General features: G+C 40.3%; 16 protein-coding genes and 1 riboswitch. Of the genes, 12 read left to right on the top strand and 4 right to left on the bottom strand.

Annotated elements, in window-relative coordinates; translation table 11 throughout:
• The 4 genes from ACEXOE_RS02050 to ACEXOE_RS02035 all read left to right on the top strand — a co-directional run bounded on the left by ACEXOE_RS02050 (position 1) and on the right by ACEXOE_RS02035 (position 1,989).
• On the top strand, positions 1 to 252 hold the full coding sequence (locus ACEXOE_RS02050; protein WP_394747061.1) for a hypothetical protein: 252 nt from the start codon (positions 1 to 3) through the stop codon (positions 250 to 252).
• A gap of 79 nt (positions 253 to 331) precedes the next feature.
• Positions 332 to 1,123: an RNA polymerase sigma factor gene (locus tag ACEXOE_RS02045; protein ID WP_394747060.1), complete on the top strand. Its 792-nt coding sequence runs from the start codon at positions 332 to 334 to the stop codon at positions 1,121 to 1,123.
• Complete coding sequence (locus tag ACEXOE_RS02040; protein WP_394747059.1) at positions 1,124 to 1,567, top strand: hypothetical protein; 444 nt, start codon at positions 1,124 to 1,126, stop codon at positions 1,565 to 1,567. It abuts the gene before it with no gap.
• Positions 1,564 to 1,989, top strand: coding sequence for an MGMT family protein (locus tag ACEXOE_RS02035; protein ID WP_394747058.1), 426 nt, complete (start codon positions 1,564 to 1,566; stop codon positions 1,987 to 1,989). The genes ACEXOE_RS02040 and ACEXOE_RS02035 overlap by 4 nt, the downstream gene beginning before the upstream one ends.
• A gap of 16 nt (positions 1,990 to 2,005) precedes the next feature.
• Here ACEXOE_RS02035 and ppgK read toward each other — a convergent pair whose 3' ends face one another.
• Both ppgK and ACEXOE_RS02025 read right to left on the bottom strand, forming a co-directional pair.
• Entirely contained in the window at positions 2,006 to 2,743 is a 738-nt protein-coding gene (gene ppgK, locus ACEXOE_RS02030) for a polyphosphate--glucose phosphotransferase (RefSeq protein ID WP_394747057.1), read from the bottom strand.
• 63 nt (positions 2,744 to 2,806) lie between these two features.
• Positions 2,807 to 3,622: an NUDIX hydrolase gene (locus ACEXOE_RS02025; protein ID WP_394747056.1), complete on the bottom strand. Its 816-nt coding sequence runs from the start codon at positions 3,620 to 3,622 to the stop codon at positions 2,807 to 2,809.
• Positions 3,623 to 3,777: 155 nt separating this feature from the next.
• On the opposite strand from ACEXOE_RS02025, the gene ACEXOE_RS02020 reads away from it, so the two are divergent.
• The 4 genes from ACEXOE_RS02020 (at position 3,778) to ACEXOE_RS02005 (ending at position 7,037) form a co-directional block, all read left to right on the top strand.
• The gene (locus ACEXOE_RS02020) at positions 3,778 to 4,824 is read left to right on the top strand and encodes an alpha/beta hydrolase family protein (protein ID WP_394747055.1); all 1,047 of its coding nucleotides are present in this window, start codon (positions 3,778 to 3,780) and stop codon (positions 4,822 to 4,824) included.
• 89 nt (positions 4,825 to 4,913) lie between these two features.
• A riboswitch (cobalamin riboswitch) is annotated at positions 4,914 to 5,101 on the top strand.
• Positions 5,102 to 5,253: 152 nt separating this feature from the next.
• Complete coding sequence (locus tag ACEXOE_RS02015) at positions 5,254 to 5,640, top strand: acyl-CoA thioesterase (protein WP_394747054.1); 387 nt, start codon at positions 5,254 to 5,256, stop codon at positions 5,638 to 5,640.
• 142 nt (positions 5,641 to 5,782) lie between these two features.
• On the top strand, positions 5,783 to 6,358 hold the full coding sequence (locus tag ACEXOE_RS02010) for a hypothetical protein (protein WP_394747053.1): 576 nt from the start codon (positions 5,783 to 5,785) through the stop codon (positions 6,356 to 6,358).
• Position 6,359: 1 nt separating this feature from the next.
• Entirely contained in the window at positions 6,360 to 7,037 is a 678-nt protein-coding gene (locus tag ACEXOE_RS02005) for a DUF2490 domain-containing protein (RefSeq protein WP_394747052.1), read from the top strand.
• Between the two features lie 20 nt (positions 7,038 to 7,057).
• On the opposite strand, the gene ACEXOE_RS02000 is transcribed toward ACEXOE_RS02005, so the two are convergent.
• A complete protein-coding gene (locus ACEXOE_RS02000; protein ID WP_394747051.1) occupies positions 7,058 to 8,194 on the bottom strand; it encodes a glycoside hydrolase family 26 protein in 1,137 nt (378 codons plus the stop codon).
• Positions 8,195 to 8,338: 144 nt separating this feature from the next.
• Positions 8,339 to 9,022 carry a cell division ATP-binding protein FtsE gene (locus ACEXOE_RS01995; protein WP_394747050.1) on the bottom strand — a complete coding sequence of 228 codons (684 nt, stop codon included), beginning with the start codon at positions 9,020 to 9,022 and terminating at the stop codon, positions 8,339 to 8,341.
• 414 nt (positions 9,023 to 9,436) lie between these two features.
• Between ACEXOE_RS01995 and ACEXOE_RS01990 the strand changes: the two genes are divergently transcribed.
• The 4 genes from ACEXOE_RS01990 to ACEXOE_RS01975 all read left to right on the top strand — a co-directional run bounded on the left by ACEXOE_RS01990 (position 9,437) and on the right by ACEXOE_RS01975 (position 17,263).
• Positions 9,437 to 12,460 (top strand): tetratricopeptide repeat protein, encoded by a 3,024-nt coding sequence (locus ACEXOE_RS01990; RefSeq protein WP_394747049.1) that lies wholly within the window; start codon positions 9,437 to 9,439, stop codon positions 12,458 to 12,460.
• Between the two features lie 27 nt (positions 12,461 to 12,487).
• Positions 12,488 to 14,242, top strand: a complete 1,755-nt coding sequence (locus ACEXOE_RS01985) for a TonB-dependent receptor (RefSeq protein WP_394747048.1) — start codon at positions 12,488 to 12,490, stop codon at positions 14,240 to 14,242.
• 217 nt (positions 14,243 to 14,459) lie between these two features.
• Positions 14,460 to 15,524 carry an OmpA family protein gene (locus ACEXOE_RS01980; RefSeq protein WP_394747047.1) on the top strand — a complete coding sequence of 355 codons (1,065 nt, stop codon included), beginning with the start codon at positions 14,460 to 14,462 and terminating at the stop codon, positions 15,522 to 15,524.
• Positions 15,525 to 15,640: 116 nt separating this feature from the next.
• Positions 15,641 to 17,263 (top strand): amidohydrolase, encoded by a 1,623-nt coding sequence (locus tag ACEXOE_RS01975; RefSeq protein WP_394747046.1) that lies wholly within the window; start codon positions 15,641 to 15,643, stop codon positions 17,261 to 17,263.
• Positions 17,264 to 17,297: the final 34 nt, after the last annotated feature.

Below are 17,297 nucleotides of genomic sequence, written 5' to 3'. Positions count from 1 at the left end.
ATGATGACGAATGACAATTTTAACGGGAATGAACACCAAGAAGGTGAAAATATGGATTGGGGAACGGAAGCCAATACAGAATTTCACAGTTCGGAATGGATAGGGGCTATCATTCGTTATTTTTTTTATTTCGGAAGGCGAAAATTTAAAATCATCTACCAGCCTAAAGAATTGAAAAAGAACGTTGCCCTTGGGTGGTCTTTAAAAGTGGCATTGCTATTGATTTTGATCTATATCGGATATCGTATCTGATTAAAATTAAAAAAGAAGGCAAAGTTGTCACAACCCCTGCGGAAAAAAGGTCTAATTAATAGAAGTCACACAAAAAAGGATGAACAAACTTGTAGAAGAAGCGAATGCAGGAAGCAAAGTTGCCTTGGAAAAGGTTATAGATAGTGTCAAGGATCTGGTGTATAATCTTTCCTTACGGATGTTACTTTTTCCAGAAGATGCAGAAGATGCCACTCAGGATATCCTGGTCAAAGTGGTCACCCATTTGTCACAATTTAAGGGAGACAGCAAATTAGATACCTGGGTGTATCGTATTGCCGTAAATTACCTCTTGAACCTCAAAACAAAACAAAAACGAAAGTTTGCATCATTTAAGGCTTATGCCGATCAGATCGATACCGGGCAATCTCCTTATATAAAGTACACCCAAAATCTAGGAGAACAGCGACTGCTGGAAGAAGAGGTAAAAGTGAGCTGTACCCATGGGATGCTACTCTGCCTTAATGAAAGTAATAGAATGGTTTATATTTTAGGACAGATTCTGGATTTTAGCAGTCAGGAAGGAGCGGAAATTTTGGAAATGACGCCAGAGAATTTCAGAAAACAACTTTCCAGATCCAAAGCCAAGCTGCGAAACTTTCTTCAGGATAAATGTGGTTTGGCCAATCCCAAAAACCCTTGCCGTTGCGCCAAAAAAGTGGATTTCCTGATTCAAAAGCAGATGATAAACCCTCAAGCCCTCCGTTTTGGTAAAGGAAACGAAAGGAGTTTAGACCTTATAAACACCATAAACGTACTGGAACGATCGGCGGCCCTATACAGGATGACGCCTACCTATGCTACTCCGGAAGGCGTGGTGAAAAAGATGAAAGAAACCATAAATAGATTATAAATGCGCTATCACTTTTCTTTAAAACGCTTTGTGATCGTTACCCTGGTCACCAGCATCTGGATCAATGTTTCGGAAGTGGTACGTTATTTTGTTTTTGTTGCCCCTCGAACAAAAGCATTTTTTAAGGGACGTCCGAATATAGCTCAAATAGATCCTTTTATACTAGGGGTATGGACCTTTTGGGATATGTTGCTGTCCGTACTGGTAGTTGGCTCTTTTTGGTTGTTCATCAATGTATATGGCAATACAAAACGCAGTATTCTGTACTCGGCAAGCTTTATTTGGGCCTTGCTTTTTGTCCTTTTTTGGATAGCCACCATTAATATGGGACTGGCAAGCTGGGATATGCTGTGGATCGTATTGCCCTTAAGTTGGGTAGAAATGCTCGTAGCCAATTATTTCGCTTCAATACTTTATCAAAAACATTTACATCCCAATATATGAAATCACTTAAAATAGTACCTGTTCCCGAAAAAATGGAAAAATACTTTGGAAAAGGAAATATGTTGCATCCCACTGTTGAAATGGTGAGGGAGATTGTCGCCACAATTCCCAAAGGAAAAATAACCTCTATAAAGTTATTGGCAGAGAAGATGTCCGAAATCTATGGTGTTGATGTTACTTGCCCCATGCGGACCGGAAATCATTTGAAGCGGATATCCAAAGAATCCAGACCCGTACGGGAAAATCTAGAAAGGGATGTTCCTTTTTGGCGTGTGATACGCAATGACAATACCATGGTAAAATTAGAAGATTTGCCTTTTTATGCCCATACCTTGGAAGAAGAGGGCTTTGCATTAACCTATACGGCTTCCAATACGATCAAAGTTGAAGTCTCGCCTTTACAATGGCATCAATTTGAGTAATTGGTTTGCGGAAAAATTATTTCTGGACTACAGCTGCTGCGGCTCCTATAATTCCGGCATGATTTAACAACTGTGCCTGAACAATGGGAGTATCTACGGTGATCAAATGTTGGAATTCGTTAAAATGTTTGGAAGTTCCTCCACCAATAATCATTAAATCTGGTGCAATGATCAAATCTACGTATTTCAGGAATTTGTTAAAACGTTTGCCCCATTTCTCATAGCTAAGTCCTTCGCGTTCTTTAGCTGAAGCTGCCGCCCATAATTCTATTTTTGCATGTTTTTTGTAGGGAATTTGCCCCAATTCAAAATTAGGAATCAATCGGCCCTCCAAAAAGGCGCCACTGCCAAGACCGGTACCTATGGTAATCATGACCACAAATCCCTTTTTGCCTTTACCACTGCCGTAATTTATTTCTGCATATCCGGCAGCATCCGCATCGTTTACAACGGTTACTTGATGCCCGGAGACCTCGCTAAAAAGTTGGTCCACAGCTACATTTTTCCACGTTTTGTGAAGGTTTCCGGTAGATTTACAGATACCATTTTTAATCACCGTTGGAAAGCCACAACCTACAGGACCCGTATACTTAAAATGGGCAATAATCTGGGAAATTACTTGGGCCATCTCATCAGGTTTTCTACTTGGTGGTGTTGGAACCCGAAATCGTTTGGTCAACATTTTACCGGTTTCAACGTCTACAATAGCACCTTTCATGCCTGAGCCGCCAATATCAATACCAAGAACTTCCATTAGGTTAGGGTTAAAAAATTAAAGCGCCAAGGTAACAAAAGTTTTGGAGTTGGTAAAAGAACCTTAAAGGAGTTCCCCTTTTTCTTTTAAATAGTCGAAAATTAGAAGGTCAACGGCAGCAATCATAGGCTTATCTTTATAGTTAAGCCATACCATTTCCTCGATTTCGGAATCGGGACATAGTTTTCCTGTATAGCTTCCTGTATAACAGGTCATTCGTACTGTAATACCGGCTGCATGTCCATCTGCCTGGGCTTCAAATATGCCTACTGAACTTAAGGAAGCAGGGTCTACTTCTACGCAGAGTTCTTCTTTGATCTCCCGTATCAAAGCGGCACTGTCCGACTCTCCCGATTCTCGTTTTCCGCCTGGGATATAATATTTGGTTTTGCCCTTACTTCGGGTGCTTAGAATGCGCCCGTCTACGATATGGATCCATGCCAATTTATCAATGACCTTTTTTTCAGGTTGAATAAAATAATCAATAGAGTTCAAGGAATGATCGGGGTCAATGGCATCCAGAATACGATCAAAAAAACGTCCAAAACCAGTTAGTGTATTTTGTTGTTTGTTCTTGCCAATGGCACTGGAGATGGTCTCGTCCCGGTTACCAAAGAGATACCCGCCTTTTTTAACCCAAGCAACATTAAGCAAGTGTTGCATGAGGACATTGCCCAATTGATCTATGGAAATGGCAATTTTCAAGAAGTATTCGCCCAAAGCATGAAACCCTTTTGTAAAAAGCACATAAAAAATACCATACAAAAAACCCAATGGTCCGGTAAGGGCAAGGAGTAAAATTGAGATAAGAAAAAGAAGGAAACCAATGAATGGCGAGGTCTTTTTATGCGGGGCAGATGTATTCCTTTGGAGTATCATGAGGCAAATTTTAAATGAAATTACGCATTTTAATCGATGTATCTGAACTAGTGGAGCAATGCATTTAACAGGGCATATGGACTCGAGGTCAAAAAGAAGTGTAACAATGATGGACTTGCCTTGTCTTTCTACTAACCAAACCTAAATAGCGCTGTATGAAAACATCTTTTTTGCTTCTTGTTGCCACTTGCTTTCTTTCTTGTACGCCTCAAAAGGAAAACACCTTCCAAATCGGTCAAAAATCAATTACCTATACGGATGAATCCCGAAGCAGACCTTTGGTCACCGAGATTTGGTATCCCACTCTGGATACCTTAAAAGTGCAGGCTTCCAGTGAAGGAAATAAAGCCCTGTTTAAGCCTATGGCCACAATTCCAAATGCGAGTATCCCAGACCAAAAATTTCCACTCATACTAGTGTCACATGGAACAGGAGGGAATCGATTTTCGCTCACTTGGCTTATAGAACGTATGGTAAAAAAGGGTTATATCGTAGTTTCCCTAGACCATTATGGGAATTCCACTTTTAATAAAATACCAAGAGAGTTTGTCAAATGGTGGGAAAGGGCCATTGACGTGCAATTTGTCTTGACCAATGTACTCCAAGATGCGGAAATTGGAAGTAAAATTGACGCGTCTAGAATTGGGGGAGTAGGGCACTCCTTAGGAGGCTACACCCATATAGCGTTGGCAGGGGGGTATGTGGATCGTGCGGACAGATCTGATGATGCTGAAACAAATAATGAAAGACAATTGCCTCCGGAGTTTCCCGAAATGGATGAAGAAATAGATTTTGACACCGATAGCCTCATTGTTGCTTCTTATACTAAGTATAAGGATCTTGTGAAGGATGAAAGAATCAAAGCTTTTTTTGTCATGGCTCCTGCCATTGGTTTTGGATTTCATTCCAAGGAACAAACGAAAGACATTAGTACACCCGTCTATATTGTAGCCGGCAAAGGCGACCGGAATACCCCGCCGGAGAACAATGCCTTAAAATACCATAATTTAATTGCGACCAGCACCTTGCACATGTTTGGGGAAAATGTTGGACATTATGTCTTTCTCAATGAAGCTACTGCCTTCGGGAAAGAGGTGGCACCGGCCATTACAGTGGATAGGGAAGGGGTAGACCGAAAACAAATTCACGATGAGACTGTGGCATTGGCACTGCAATTTTTCGACAAAAACATGCAGGACTAAAAATGATGGCTGAAGAATACTAAAATTGCAGAAAAAAAGACAAGATACCTTAAGGATTATGTAATTTAGCATTGGATAAGGATATGGAGTTTTTATCCAACGAAAAAGGTTGCACTTAAGGTGCATTAATAGGGAATTTGGTGAAAATCCAAAGCTGTCGCGCAACTGTGAGTAACGTATTGCGTATGCACGTACAAATCCACTGTTTATATAAAGAATGGGAAGGAGTGTGCATACGGTTATAAGTCAGGAGACCTGCCCTTTTCGTCAAGGCAATGCTTTCGCGATTTGAAGCTAAAGGTCAGTAGACAGTTTCCCATAGAGTAAATCCTGCTTGCTCCAAAGTGGAAACCTTCTTCTCTAGCTTTATGCATCGCTCAGGTGTTCCCGCAAATCCAAAACTTTTACGAGACCATTAAAAGGAAGAGAATGACTACAGAAGAACGAATCAAAGCGAGCGAAACACGAATATTTAAAGCGGTGTTTCCCAATACTACGAACCATTACGATACTTTATTTGGAGGTACGGCGATGCATTTAATGGATGAGGCCGCCTTTATTACGGCTACACGATTTAGCCGCCAACGTATGGTCACGGTAAGTAGCGACCGAATAGATTTTTCCAAGCCTATTCCTGCAGGGACCATCGTGGAATTGTTTGGAAAGGTCGTGCATATCGGGAACACGAGCTTAAAAGTAAGAGTAGAGATTTTTATAGAACAGATGTATTCCGAACATCGCGAAAAAGCAGTGAGTGGTGTCTTTACTTTTGTGGCTATTGATGTAGAGAAAAACCCCGTAAAAATTCTTAATTAATACGATGTTGGTGAGATAGAAACATCTCTAGAGCTTTCCTGATCTTAGCTCAGGAATTTGAGAGGGAGCAGCTTCTGATTTCATCAAATACCGTATTTTAGATTTAAAATTGGAGTACGTTGATCTATTCAAATCCAAAAAAATGAAGAAAACGATTCTTTTTATGGGACTATTGACCCTTAGTTTTGGTAACATTTGGGCTCAAAAAAAATATGAGAGAGAATATCGAATTTCTTCAAATAAAGTGCCGCCAAGTGCTTTGCAGTTTGTGGCCGATATTAGATTTTCCAAAACCGTAAAATGGTATAGGGAACAGGGCCTTGAGACAACTACGATTGAAGCAAAAACAAAACATAAAGGAAACAGGTATAGTATAGAATTTACCAAAGAGGGGGTTTTGGAGGATATTGAATACCTTATACAATGGAACGATATTCCAGCATCCACGCAGTCCAAGATCACTAATTTTTTAAAAGAAAAGCATCAGAAAACCAAACTTCAAAAAATTCAACGGCAATATACCGGAGATAGGGCAGATATGCTCCGTCTTATGAAAGGAGAGGTCTCCGATGATATCATCACCATTAAATATGAAATCGTGTTAAAAGCAAGAACTAAAGGCGCTTATGAAACCATTGAATATTTGTTTTCGGAAAATGGAGCTGTGGAACGGAAGTCGGTCATTGTACTAAAAAACACGGATAATCTTGAATTTTAAGATGAAAAGAATCTTAGGTATCCTTTTTTTTTGTGCCTGGGTGTCCGGAAATGCGCAAAGCAATTATCAGTTTGGAATTCTTCCTAGTCTAAATCTAAATAAAAAGTTGGAGAAAGATTGGAAGCTCAATCTTAAGATAGAATCCCGTCAATTGCTAAAAGAAGGCAATTTTGGTGAAGGGACAGATTTTGATTTTGAGTATCTCCTTACCGATATCGCTTTTATAGCAGCAAAGAAAGTGGGATTACACCATAACCTAGCCGCAGGATATCAAATTCGTTTTCGGGAAGGAACACTTTTTCATAGAACGATACAACAATATACTACAGTACATAGCTATTCAGGGTTGCGTTTGGCGCATCGTATTGCTGCAGATCAGACGTTTTCAGAAATAACTTCTCCTGAATACCGCTTTAGATATCGCCTTACTGCAATACTGCCCTTAAGTGGAAAGGAGTTGGACACCAAGGAATGGTATGTAAAAATAAATAATGAGTATTTACATGCTTTTCAAAGCAGCGTCTACGATTTAGAGTTGAGGTTAGTACCTTTTTTGGGGTATGTATTCACCGATAGCAATAAAGTGGAGTTTGGATTGGATTACCGAATAAACTCCTTTTTAAACGGGCCTTCCAGTCATCGTTTTTGGTGGACCGTAAATTGGTTCGTGACCCTATAATGGGATAGAAGTGTTTGATCCTATTGAATATCCTGTCGTAAAAGAATGGTTTCTTTGGCAACAAATTCTTTAAAGTTTTCTTCAGAAGGATGTCCTAGGTAGGGAGCGTGAAAATGATTGGCTGTTGCATTTCTCCAAATCATGGCATAGGTCATGCCGCTACTGCGAATAGCTTTATATAGGCGTTCCGTCCACCAATCGTTTTGGGTTACATTTTCCAATCCGGTTTCGGTCAAAGCAAAAAGCATATTTTTTTCAAAAGAGATGTCTTCCACAATTTGTAGGTTTTGCAGCGCATTTCTCAAAAACCGCCCATTCTTAAAATCGTATACATCAATCCCTAACATGTCTACATAGGCATCACCAGGATAATTTCTCAAATATTCTGAGGCATTGGAAACCCAATTGGGGGAATAGATATAGATTAAATTGTGTACATTAAAATCCTCGGTCAGTATTCTGATGGTATCCCTGTAGAGCTGAATAAACTCTTCTGTAGTTCGTAAGCCTTCTCCCCAATAAAAAAAATCGCCATTCATTTCATGCCATGGCCGGAACAAAACAGGAATAGGGTTGCCATTGGTATCCTTCAAATCATTAAAAAATGCAGCCAATCGCTCTAAATACTGCATAAAGACTGCTCTATGGGTCCCATTTTCCAACATTTGCGGCACCGCCTGCACTCGATTGAAAGAGTTTTGCCGGGTTATGGGATTGGCGGCATGCCAACTAATGGTGATAATACTACCATTTTCATGGGCATCTTGTATAAATTTTTTGCGAAAATCCTGAATGGATGGATTTGGGTTTCGGGGATCGATCAGCTCCAGGCCCTCTAAATCAAAACCAATAATAGCCGGTTGGTCATTGGTTACCCTACTGAAATCACTATCCTCAGCAAAATCGGGATTAAAGAAATTCACACCACCACCTATGGCCTCTTGTTGTCCAAAGGCGATGCCTTGTTGTGTCAATGCCTGCAATCTATAGTACAAATCTCTGGCTTGCGGAACCAGATTAGGGTCTACAAAGGTGATATCTGTGGTAATTTCAAGAGGATTTCTCTCTGCGTTCGGATCAAATAAATCCAAATCGTCACTGGCGCAGCTTGCGCACAAAAAAATACTGAAAACAAAAAGGAACAAATTTCTTTTCACAGCAATTTTTTTAAGTTGGTCGGAAAAAAGTCGGAGAATTAACAAAAAGAAGGGTAGAATGTATGGAAAATCCAATAAAAACAAAGGTTTTTCCAACGATGCGGTATAATGATAAGTATTTGTTTTCAAGACTACTCCAAGCTTTTACACGGCCTTTTGAATAACCTCAAATACTTTGTTTCCATCGCATTTTAAGGTTTTGGAAGGGTATTTTAAGATCAATGCATAGTCGTGCGTGGCCATCAGAATAGTGCGCCCTGCTTTATTGATTTCCTGCAGCACTTTCATGACTTCCACACTGGTTTGCGGGTCCAGGTTTCCTGTAGGTTCGTCTGCCAAGATCAATTCCGGATCATTGAGCAATGCCCTGGCAATGGCGATACGCTGTTGTTCCCCGCCCGAAAGCTCATGCGGAAATTTAAAACCTTTGGTCTTCATTCCCACTTTGTCCAATACCTCCTCAATTTTGGCATCCATCTTTAGCTGCTCTTTCCATCCCGTTGCTTTGAGCACAAAACGGAGATTGTTATTGATATTTCGATCGGGCAGTAATTTAAAATCTTGAAAAACAATGCCTAGCTTTCTTCTGAGGAAAGGAATGTCTTTTTCGGGCATGGTCTTTAAGGTAAAACCAACGATACTCCCATTGCCCTCTTTTAAGGGAAGATCCCCGTAGAGTGTTTTCATAAAACTACTTTTTCCACTCCCCGTTTTGCCGATCAAATACACAAATTCTCCCTTTTTTATCTCTAAATTAATGTCGTTCAATACCAAATTCTCCTTTTGGAAAACAGATACATCCTTCAATTTCAATATCGTTTCACTCATAAATCTATGCTATTTCTCTCACCTTTAAGTGAATACCTAACAATCTCCTGTTAACATCTTTTCGCGACCCAAGTACATGGGCTTCTAGTTTTTTACGAAATTTAGTCGGCCTATAAATGTAACAAGTTCTATGCAAAATTGCCTAGGAGAAGTTCAAAAATTTGTATTGCTTTGATATACTTCAAGGCAATTATAAACGTTATTAATTCATATCATATGAATTTGAAAGTAAGGAAATAACAATCCTTCAAAATGAAATTTGGCAAGAATTTTGTTTAAAAGAATATAGGTTTCATCAAAAAATCGCCTTTTATGATTGCGTTTTCTATAGAAAACCAGCTAAGGGACAGTTTATTGAGGTAACATCAAATTTACAACAAACACAAGGGTAATTCTTAACTACCAGAGAACAATATGCTAAAGAAAAAAACCGCGCTACCCCTCCTTCTTTTGGGAACGGTCCTTTTTGGATTTGCCCAAGAATCCAAAATTTATACTCATGACAAAAAAGCGTATCAAGATGCCTTGGCGCTGTACAATAATGAACAGTATCAGGCAGCTCAGGCTATTTTTGAACGAGTAGGCGCCCAGACCAAAGACGAAGAGACCAAAGCCAACAGTGCGTATTATGCGGCTAATGCCGCCATACGGCTCAACCAATTGGGCGCGGATCAACTCATGGAAGATTTTGTAGCGCGCTATCCCACCTCCACAAAACGAAATTCTGCTTTTCTAGATGTGGCCGATTACTATTTTGAAACAGGGAAATATCCTTACTCCTTAAAATGGTATGCCAAGGTAGACCAGAGTGCCATGTCCAGAAAAGATCGGGAACGCTTTAATTTTAATAATGGATACGCGCTTTTCTCCTCTAAGAAGCCTAAACAGGCCGAACGCTACCTTAGCAGGGTGACCACTTCACCCACTTATGGATCACAGGCTAAATATTATTTGGGCTACATTGCCTATCAAAATGATGATTATGAAGGGGCCAATGAGCGATTTGATCAGATTACGGATCAAGAATTATTGAAAGAAAAACTATCCTATTATCAGGCAGATCTGAATTTTAAACTGGGAAATTTTGATAAAGCCATTGAATTGGCGAAAAATCAATTGCCCAAATCAGATCGGAAGGAAGTCTCGGAACTCAATAAAATTATCGGGGAGAGTTATTTCAATTTACAGCAATATAAGGAGGCCATTCCTTATCTGGAAAAATATAAAGGACGAAGGGGAAGATGGAATAATACGGATTACTATTTGTTGGGATATTCGTACTATAAACAGCAAGATTATGCCAGTGCCATACAACAATTCAATAAGATTGTTGGCGGTACCAATAGTGTATCCCAGAATGCCTATTATCATTTGGCAGAGTGCTACCTTAAACTAGAGAAGAAACAAGAAGCCTTAAATGCTTTTCGGAATGCTTCCCAGATGGATTTTTCTGCAGAAATTCAGAAAGATGCTTACTTGAATTATGGTCGTCTGAGTTACGAAATCGGAAATGCCTACGAACCGGTCCCTGAAGTACTATCGTCCTATCTAAAAAAGTATCCTAAAGATGAACATACTCAGGAAATTCAGGAGCTATTGGTAGACTCTTATATTACTTCCCGAAATTTTGAAGGAGCCTTGGATCTTCTGGAAAAGAACAGGGGATATGCCAGTAAAGCTGTCTTTCAAAAGGTGGCTTTTTATAGGGGTGTCGAATTGTACATAGAAACCGATTATGGAGCTGCTTTGGAGAATTTTGACAAGTCCCTTAAAAATGCGGATGACGATCTATTCAAAGCCAAGGCAAATTATTGGAAAGCAGAATCGGAATATCTCCTCAATCGTTTTAATGACGCTTTGGTAAGCTTTATTCAATTTCAACAAAATCCAAGTGCACGGTATACTCCAGAATATCAGGATATGGATTATCATTTGGCGTATACCTATTTTAAGTTACAGGATTATGACAATGCCATATCCTATTTCAACAATTTCGCTTCTTCCAATCCTTCCAATACAGACAAGTTAAATGATGCATACCTGCGCTTGGGGGATAGTTATTATGTGAGTCGAAAATACTGGCCGGCCATTGAAACCTATAACAAGGCTTTGGCTTTGAATGGGCCGGAAAAAGACTATGCCGCTTTTCAAAAAGCATTGAGTTATGGTTTTGTAGATCGGGCCGAGAAAAAACTGGAAGCCTTGAATGATTTTGTTCGTACCTATCCAAAATCCAGTCTAAAGGATGATGTCTACTTTGAACTCGGAAATTCCTATATCAAAAGCAATAGGGAGCGGGAAGGCTTGGAAGCCTACGATCGTTTGATCAGCGAATATAGAGCGAGTTCCTTTGTGCCAAAGGCGTTACTACGGCAAGGGTTAGTGCATTATAATGCCAGTAGAAATGAGCAGGCACTGGCCAAATTTAAGACCGTAGTGCGCGATCATGCCAATACCCAAGAGGCCGTTCAGGCGGTAGCTACGGCCAAATTGATCTATGTGGACTTAGGAAGAGTGGATGAATACGCCGCTTGGGTCCGTGATTTGGACTTTGTGGAGGTTACAGATGCAGAATTGGACAATGCATCGTATGAATCAGCAGAGAAACAATATATAGAGGGAAAGACCAATGCTGCGATCAAGGGCTTTGAGAAATATATTAAGAGCTTCCCGAATGGATTGCACGCCATCCAGGCCAATTTTAATTTGGCACAGTTGTATTTTGGAAAAGAAGAGAAAGATAAAGCCTTGCCCTATTACACTTTTGTGGCAGATAAAGGAGCAAACGAGTATACGGAACAGGCCCTGACCCGGGTTTGTGAAATTTATACCGGCTTAAAGACCTACGATCGAGCCATTCCCTATTTGGAGCGTCTGGAAAGAACCGCGGAAATACAACAGAATATCACTTTTGCACAATCCAATTTAATGAAAGGATATTATGAAAGAGGCAATTATAGCCAGACGATTGCCTATGCGGAAAAAGTTTTGGCAACCACTAAAATTGATGATCGTATTAAAAGTGATGCCCATACCATGATTGCACGATCGGCAATAAAAACCAATAATGAAGCTCGTGCGAAGGAGGCCTATGGAGAGGTAGTGAAAATCGCAACGGGCGAACTTGCCGCAGAAGCCTTGTATTACGATGCTTATTTTAAGAACCAAGAAGCGGCCTATGAGCCGTCGAACACCTCGGTTCAAAAACTGGCCAAGGAATATTCTGGTTATAAAGAATGGGCAGGGAAGGGCTTAATTATTATGGCCAAGAACTTCTATGCGCTGGGTGATGCTTTTCAAGCAACCTATATCTTAGATAGTGTAATCGCTAATTTTGACCAATTTCCGGCCATTGTAGAAGAAGCCAAACAAGAATCATCCATCATCAAATCAAAAGAAGCAAAAAGCAATTCCTCTGTAGACCCAGAAGAAGACTAGAGCACGAATTGCCAAAAGAGACCTTATATGCACAAACAGATTAAAGTAATTCTCACCCTATTTTTAATGGCGATCCAATCAATGGCCATTGCTCAGGAGAAAGATAGTATTGGAACCGAAACCGTAACCGTGGTGAAAGCCTTTAAGCCAACAGTGGCAGACGCTTTTAAGTTAAAAGCCGTTCCTATTCTAAACGATTCCATCGTCTTAAAGAAGAAAAAAATCAAATACAGTATTTTTTCCGTTCCTGTGGCCTCTACGTTTACCCCTGCTAAGGGGAAAGCGGCGAATGTGGAAAAAAGGCCCGCACCTACACTCTATAATTCCTATGCCTCTTTAGGCTTAGGTAATTTTAATAATGCCTTGGTAGATTTTTATACCAGCCGAAGTTTTAATCGGGGGCAAGATCGATTCGATGTAGGATTCAATCATCACTCCTCCAGGGGAGATATTGATGGTTCTGCTTTGGACAACGTATTTTACAATACAAAGTTGAATACTTCCTACACCAAAAAGGATCGTGATTTTGAGTGGGGAGCAGCGCTTGGGTTGCAGCATCAAATTTACAATTGGTATGGAATTCCCGATGGGGCTTTTACACCGGACATCATCAATGGCATTGATGAGCGCCAAAGTTATTTTAATGCACAGATTAGCGGACATATCAGTGTGGAGGATTCCTTTTTCAAAAGAGCAGATTTACTCCTGCGACGTTTTGGTGATGCTACCGATTCTGGAGAAAACAGGGCAATTTTCAACGCCACTATAGAATTGCCAATTACAGAAGAATTGGTAACCATTAATACAAAACTGGACTATGTTGGAGGTACCTTCGAAAATGCCATTTTGAGTAATGCTGCCAATACGCCGGAGATTAATTATAGTCATTTTCAGGTGGGTGTAAACCCCAGCTTATTGGTGTTAAGGGATGACCTCACCTTAAATCTCGGGGCCAATTTGGTGTATGGCGTAGATACCGAAAATAGTGATAGTGATTTCTTTATTTTTCCAGCAATAACGGCTTCCTATCGTTTGATGGATGAATCTGTAATAGCGTATGGAGGCGTTGAAGGAGAGTTAAGACAAAATTCCTATTATGATTTTGTTGGAGAAAACCCTTTTGTTTCTCCAACCTTATCCATAATGCCTACGGACCAACAGTACGACGCCTATATTGGATTAAAAGGGCAATTGTTGCCCAATTTGAGTTATAATATCAAGGGGTCGTATTCGGCAGAAAATAGAAGACCATTGTTTATCTTAAATCCGCAAAACCTCTTTCGCAATGATGAAAAAGGCTATAATTTTGGAAATTCCTTTCGAGTGTTTTACGATGATATCAAAACCTTGGGCATCTTTGCAGAGCTCAATATTGATGTCAACCGCAACTTTAGTTTAGGTATTAATGCCGAAGTCTATGACTATGATACCGAAACCGATAATCCGGCTTGGAATTTACCTAATGTGACGGGCTCGGTTTTTTTGGATTATCAAATCAATGAAAATTGGTTTTTAGGAGCCAACCTTTTCTATGTTGGGGAACGAGAAGATTTTAGTTCTCAGGTAGTACAGAATGTTTTGCCAGCAGATTTTCCGGCAACGAGAATTACCTTAGATGGCTTCTTTGATGCCAATGCCCATGTGGGATATCGATTCAATCAACAATTATCGGTTTTTCTCAAAGCGAGCAATATTGCAAACAATAGCTATCAGCGTTGGGCAAATTTTCCGGTACAGAGTTTTCAGGTTTTGGCGGGAGCTACCTATAAGTTCGATTTTTAGCGGGAGAAATCACTGGCAAAAGAATTCTACATTCGGAATGATTAAGGGTAAAAGACTCGATGTATTGGCAAAAAAATACGCCTAGCTGATCTAAAAGAGCGAAAAATGCCTGTTTTTCGCCCTATTTTTATGAATTCCTTACTTTTAGTGTACTTAATCCAAGAAGAAATAAGGTTTGTTACGTGCTCCAAAACATATTTTATTAAGCTTTTTCTTGATGGGTTTTTATGGGTTAATGGGACAGAACCTGGTGAAGAATCCCAATTTTAATCTTTATAAAAATTGCCCAAAAAAGCTGAGCACCTTCGGAGTTGATGTCAAGCACTGGTCGAGCCCCACAAAAGGCACCACAGACTATTTCAATAGTTGTAGTGAAGTGATGAACGTCCATGATAACTTTATCGGAAAACAACATCCCAAATTGGGAGATGGTTATGCCGGACTCTATGTTTATGGGCCAGAGGATTACAGAGAGTACATTCAGGTAGGACTTACGGAAACCTTAGTAAAGAATAAAAAATATCATTTTTCCTTCTATATCAGTCGGGCAGAAGAATCAGACTTTGCCATAAAAGACTTAGGTCTTTTGTTTACGCAAAAGAAAATACGCGTGTCTATTGACAAAGCGTTGACCCGTTGGCAACTGAGCAAGATTAAAGGGAATCCTTTCCATTTAACGGAACTCAAAAGTAAGTCATTCTATACAGATACATCCAAATGGATATTGGTCTCTACGGAAATTGTAGCCAAAGGGAACGAAAATTTTGTGACAATTGGCAACTTCAAGAGTAATGCGCGGACACAGAAGAAGCAGTTGCGAAATGACTCCAAAAAAGGAGGGTATTATTATATCGATGCGGTACGTATGGAAGCGATTGCGGAAGATGTTTCTGAATATGTAATGGACGGAGATCGTGAAAGTTATGCATTGGATGAGACGCATGTATTCAAAAATGTACTCTTCCCCTTTGATGATTACCATTTATTGGAAACCGCAAAAAGAGAATTGGTCGCCGTCTATAGTTACTTGTCCTCGGATAGCACCTTAAAGATTACGATCAATGGACATACCGACGCCATTGGCAAAAAAAAATACAATGCGATGCTGTCCAAAAAAAGGGCGAAAGCAGTAAAGGAATATTTGGTTTCCTTAGGATTGCATACCGATAGGATCCAGAGTAACGGCTATGGAGGGGAGCAACCCATAGACGAAAATACCACCGCAGCGGGAAGACAACAGAATAGGAGGGTAGAATTTGTGATTACCCAAAAATTGCCCTAATTAAAAAATCTATGTTCCTTAGGCGCAATGGAAAAACACGTCTAAGATCAGTGCTTGTTTATACGGTATCTAAGCTCATTAAATTTCCTTATTTTTGGACCTCAATCTAGGTAATCATGAAAAAAATAGGAATACTTCTCTTAACACTAAGCATATTTAACTGTACCGAAACTAAAAAAGAAGCCGACGTATTGGTAATCAATGCCAATGTGTATACAGTTGATGATGCTTTTTCAACCGCAACAGCTTTCGCTGTACAAAACGGAAAATTTATTGCTGTAGGCAGCACGGAAGACATTCAAAACGATTATACCGCAGCTAAAATAGTGGATGCCAAAGGGCGTACCATTACTCCTGGATTGATCGACGCCCATTGCCATTTTTATGGCCTTGGATTAAATCAACAGATTGTGGATTTAGTGGGCACCCGCAGTTACGAAGAAGTGATTCAACGGGTAAAAGCTTTTCAGGACGAAAACCCTAAAACCTTTATTAGGGGAAGAGGATGGGATCAGAATGATTGGGAAGTTCAAGAATTCCCTACTAAAGAGGCTTTAGATGCCGCTTTTCCAGATATTCCCGTAGCATTGGAACGTGTAGACGGACATGCTTATATCGTAAACCAAAAAGCTTTGGATCTGGCCGGCATTACCGATAAGACCCAGATAGATGGTGGGGAAATCGTGAAGAAGGATGGAAAGATTACAGGGGTCTTGGTAGATAACCCGATGACCATGGTCGATGCCGTAATGCCGTTGCCAAATAAAACTTCACAGATTAAAGCCTTAAAGGATGCCGAAGCGCTGTGTTTGGACTATGGCTTAACAACCGTGAATGATGCTGGTTTGAATCGACCGACCATAGAATTGATCGATAGTTTACAGCAGGCTGGGGAATTGTCCATTCGGGTCTATGCCATGATCAGCAATACTCCGGAAAATCTTGATTACTATTTGGATAAAGGTATCGTGAAGACCGATCGTCTTAATGTGCGTTCGGTAAAAGTGTATGGAGATGGCGCCTTGGGGTCCAGGGGAGCAGCTTTAAAAACGCCCTATGAGGATAAGGCAGGGCATTTTGGGGCTATGATTACCCCAGTGGCGGATATTGAAAAATTAGCAGAGAGAATTGCGGCCACAGCCTATCAAATGAATACACATGCGATTGGGGATTCCGCGAATATTGTGGTTTTACGCACCTATAAAAAGGTCTTGGAAGGAAAATCAGATCGACGCTGGAAAGTAGAACATGCACAGGTGGTGGCCGAAGAAGATTTTGATTATTTCAAAGCCGGAATCATTCCTTCAGTACAGCCCACCCATGCAACAAGTGATATGTATTGGGCCGAAGATCGATTGGGAAAAGAAAGGGTTGCTGGAGCCTATGCTTTTAAGACCCTATTGGACAAGGCCGGGACGGTGGCTCTGGGAACTGATTTTCCGGTAGAACGCGTAAGTCCATTTCTAACCTATTATGCGGCAGTAGCTAGAAAAGATCTGGAAAATTATCCCGATGGAGGATTTCAAATGAAGGATGCCCTGTCTCGGGAAGAAGCGCTTCGTGGCATGACCATTTGGGCGGCCCATTCCAATTTTGAAGAAGAGGAAAAAGGAAGCATAGAAGTGGGGAAATTTGCCGATTTTGTTATTTTGAGTCAAGATATTATGAAAGTGGAGGAATCCGAACTGCCCAAGCTCCAGGCGGAAGCCACATTTATTGGAGGACGTCAATTAAAATAATATCATATTTTTCTTACTTAAAATGTAGTCTTAT

The organism is Spongiimicrobium salis, assembly GCF_043678055.1.
GTDB classification, from domain to species: Bacteria; Bacteroidota; Bacteroidia; order Flavobacteriales; family Flavobacteriaceae; genus Spongiimicrobium; species Spongiimicrobium salis.
This window is presented reverse-complemented; position numbering and strand designations above follow the sequence as displayed.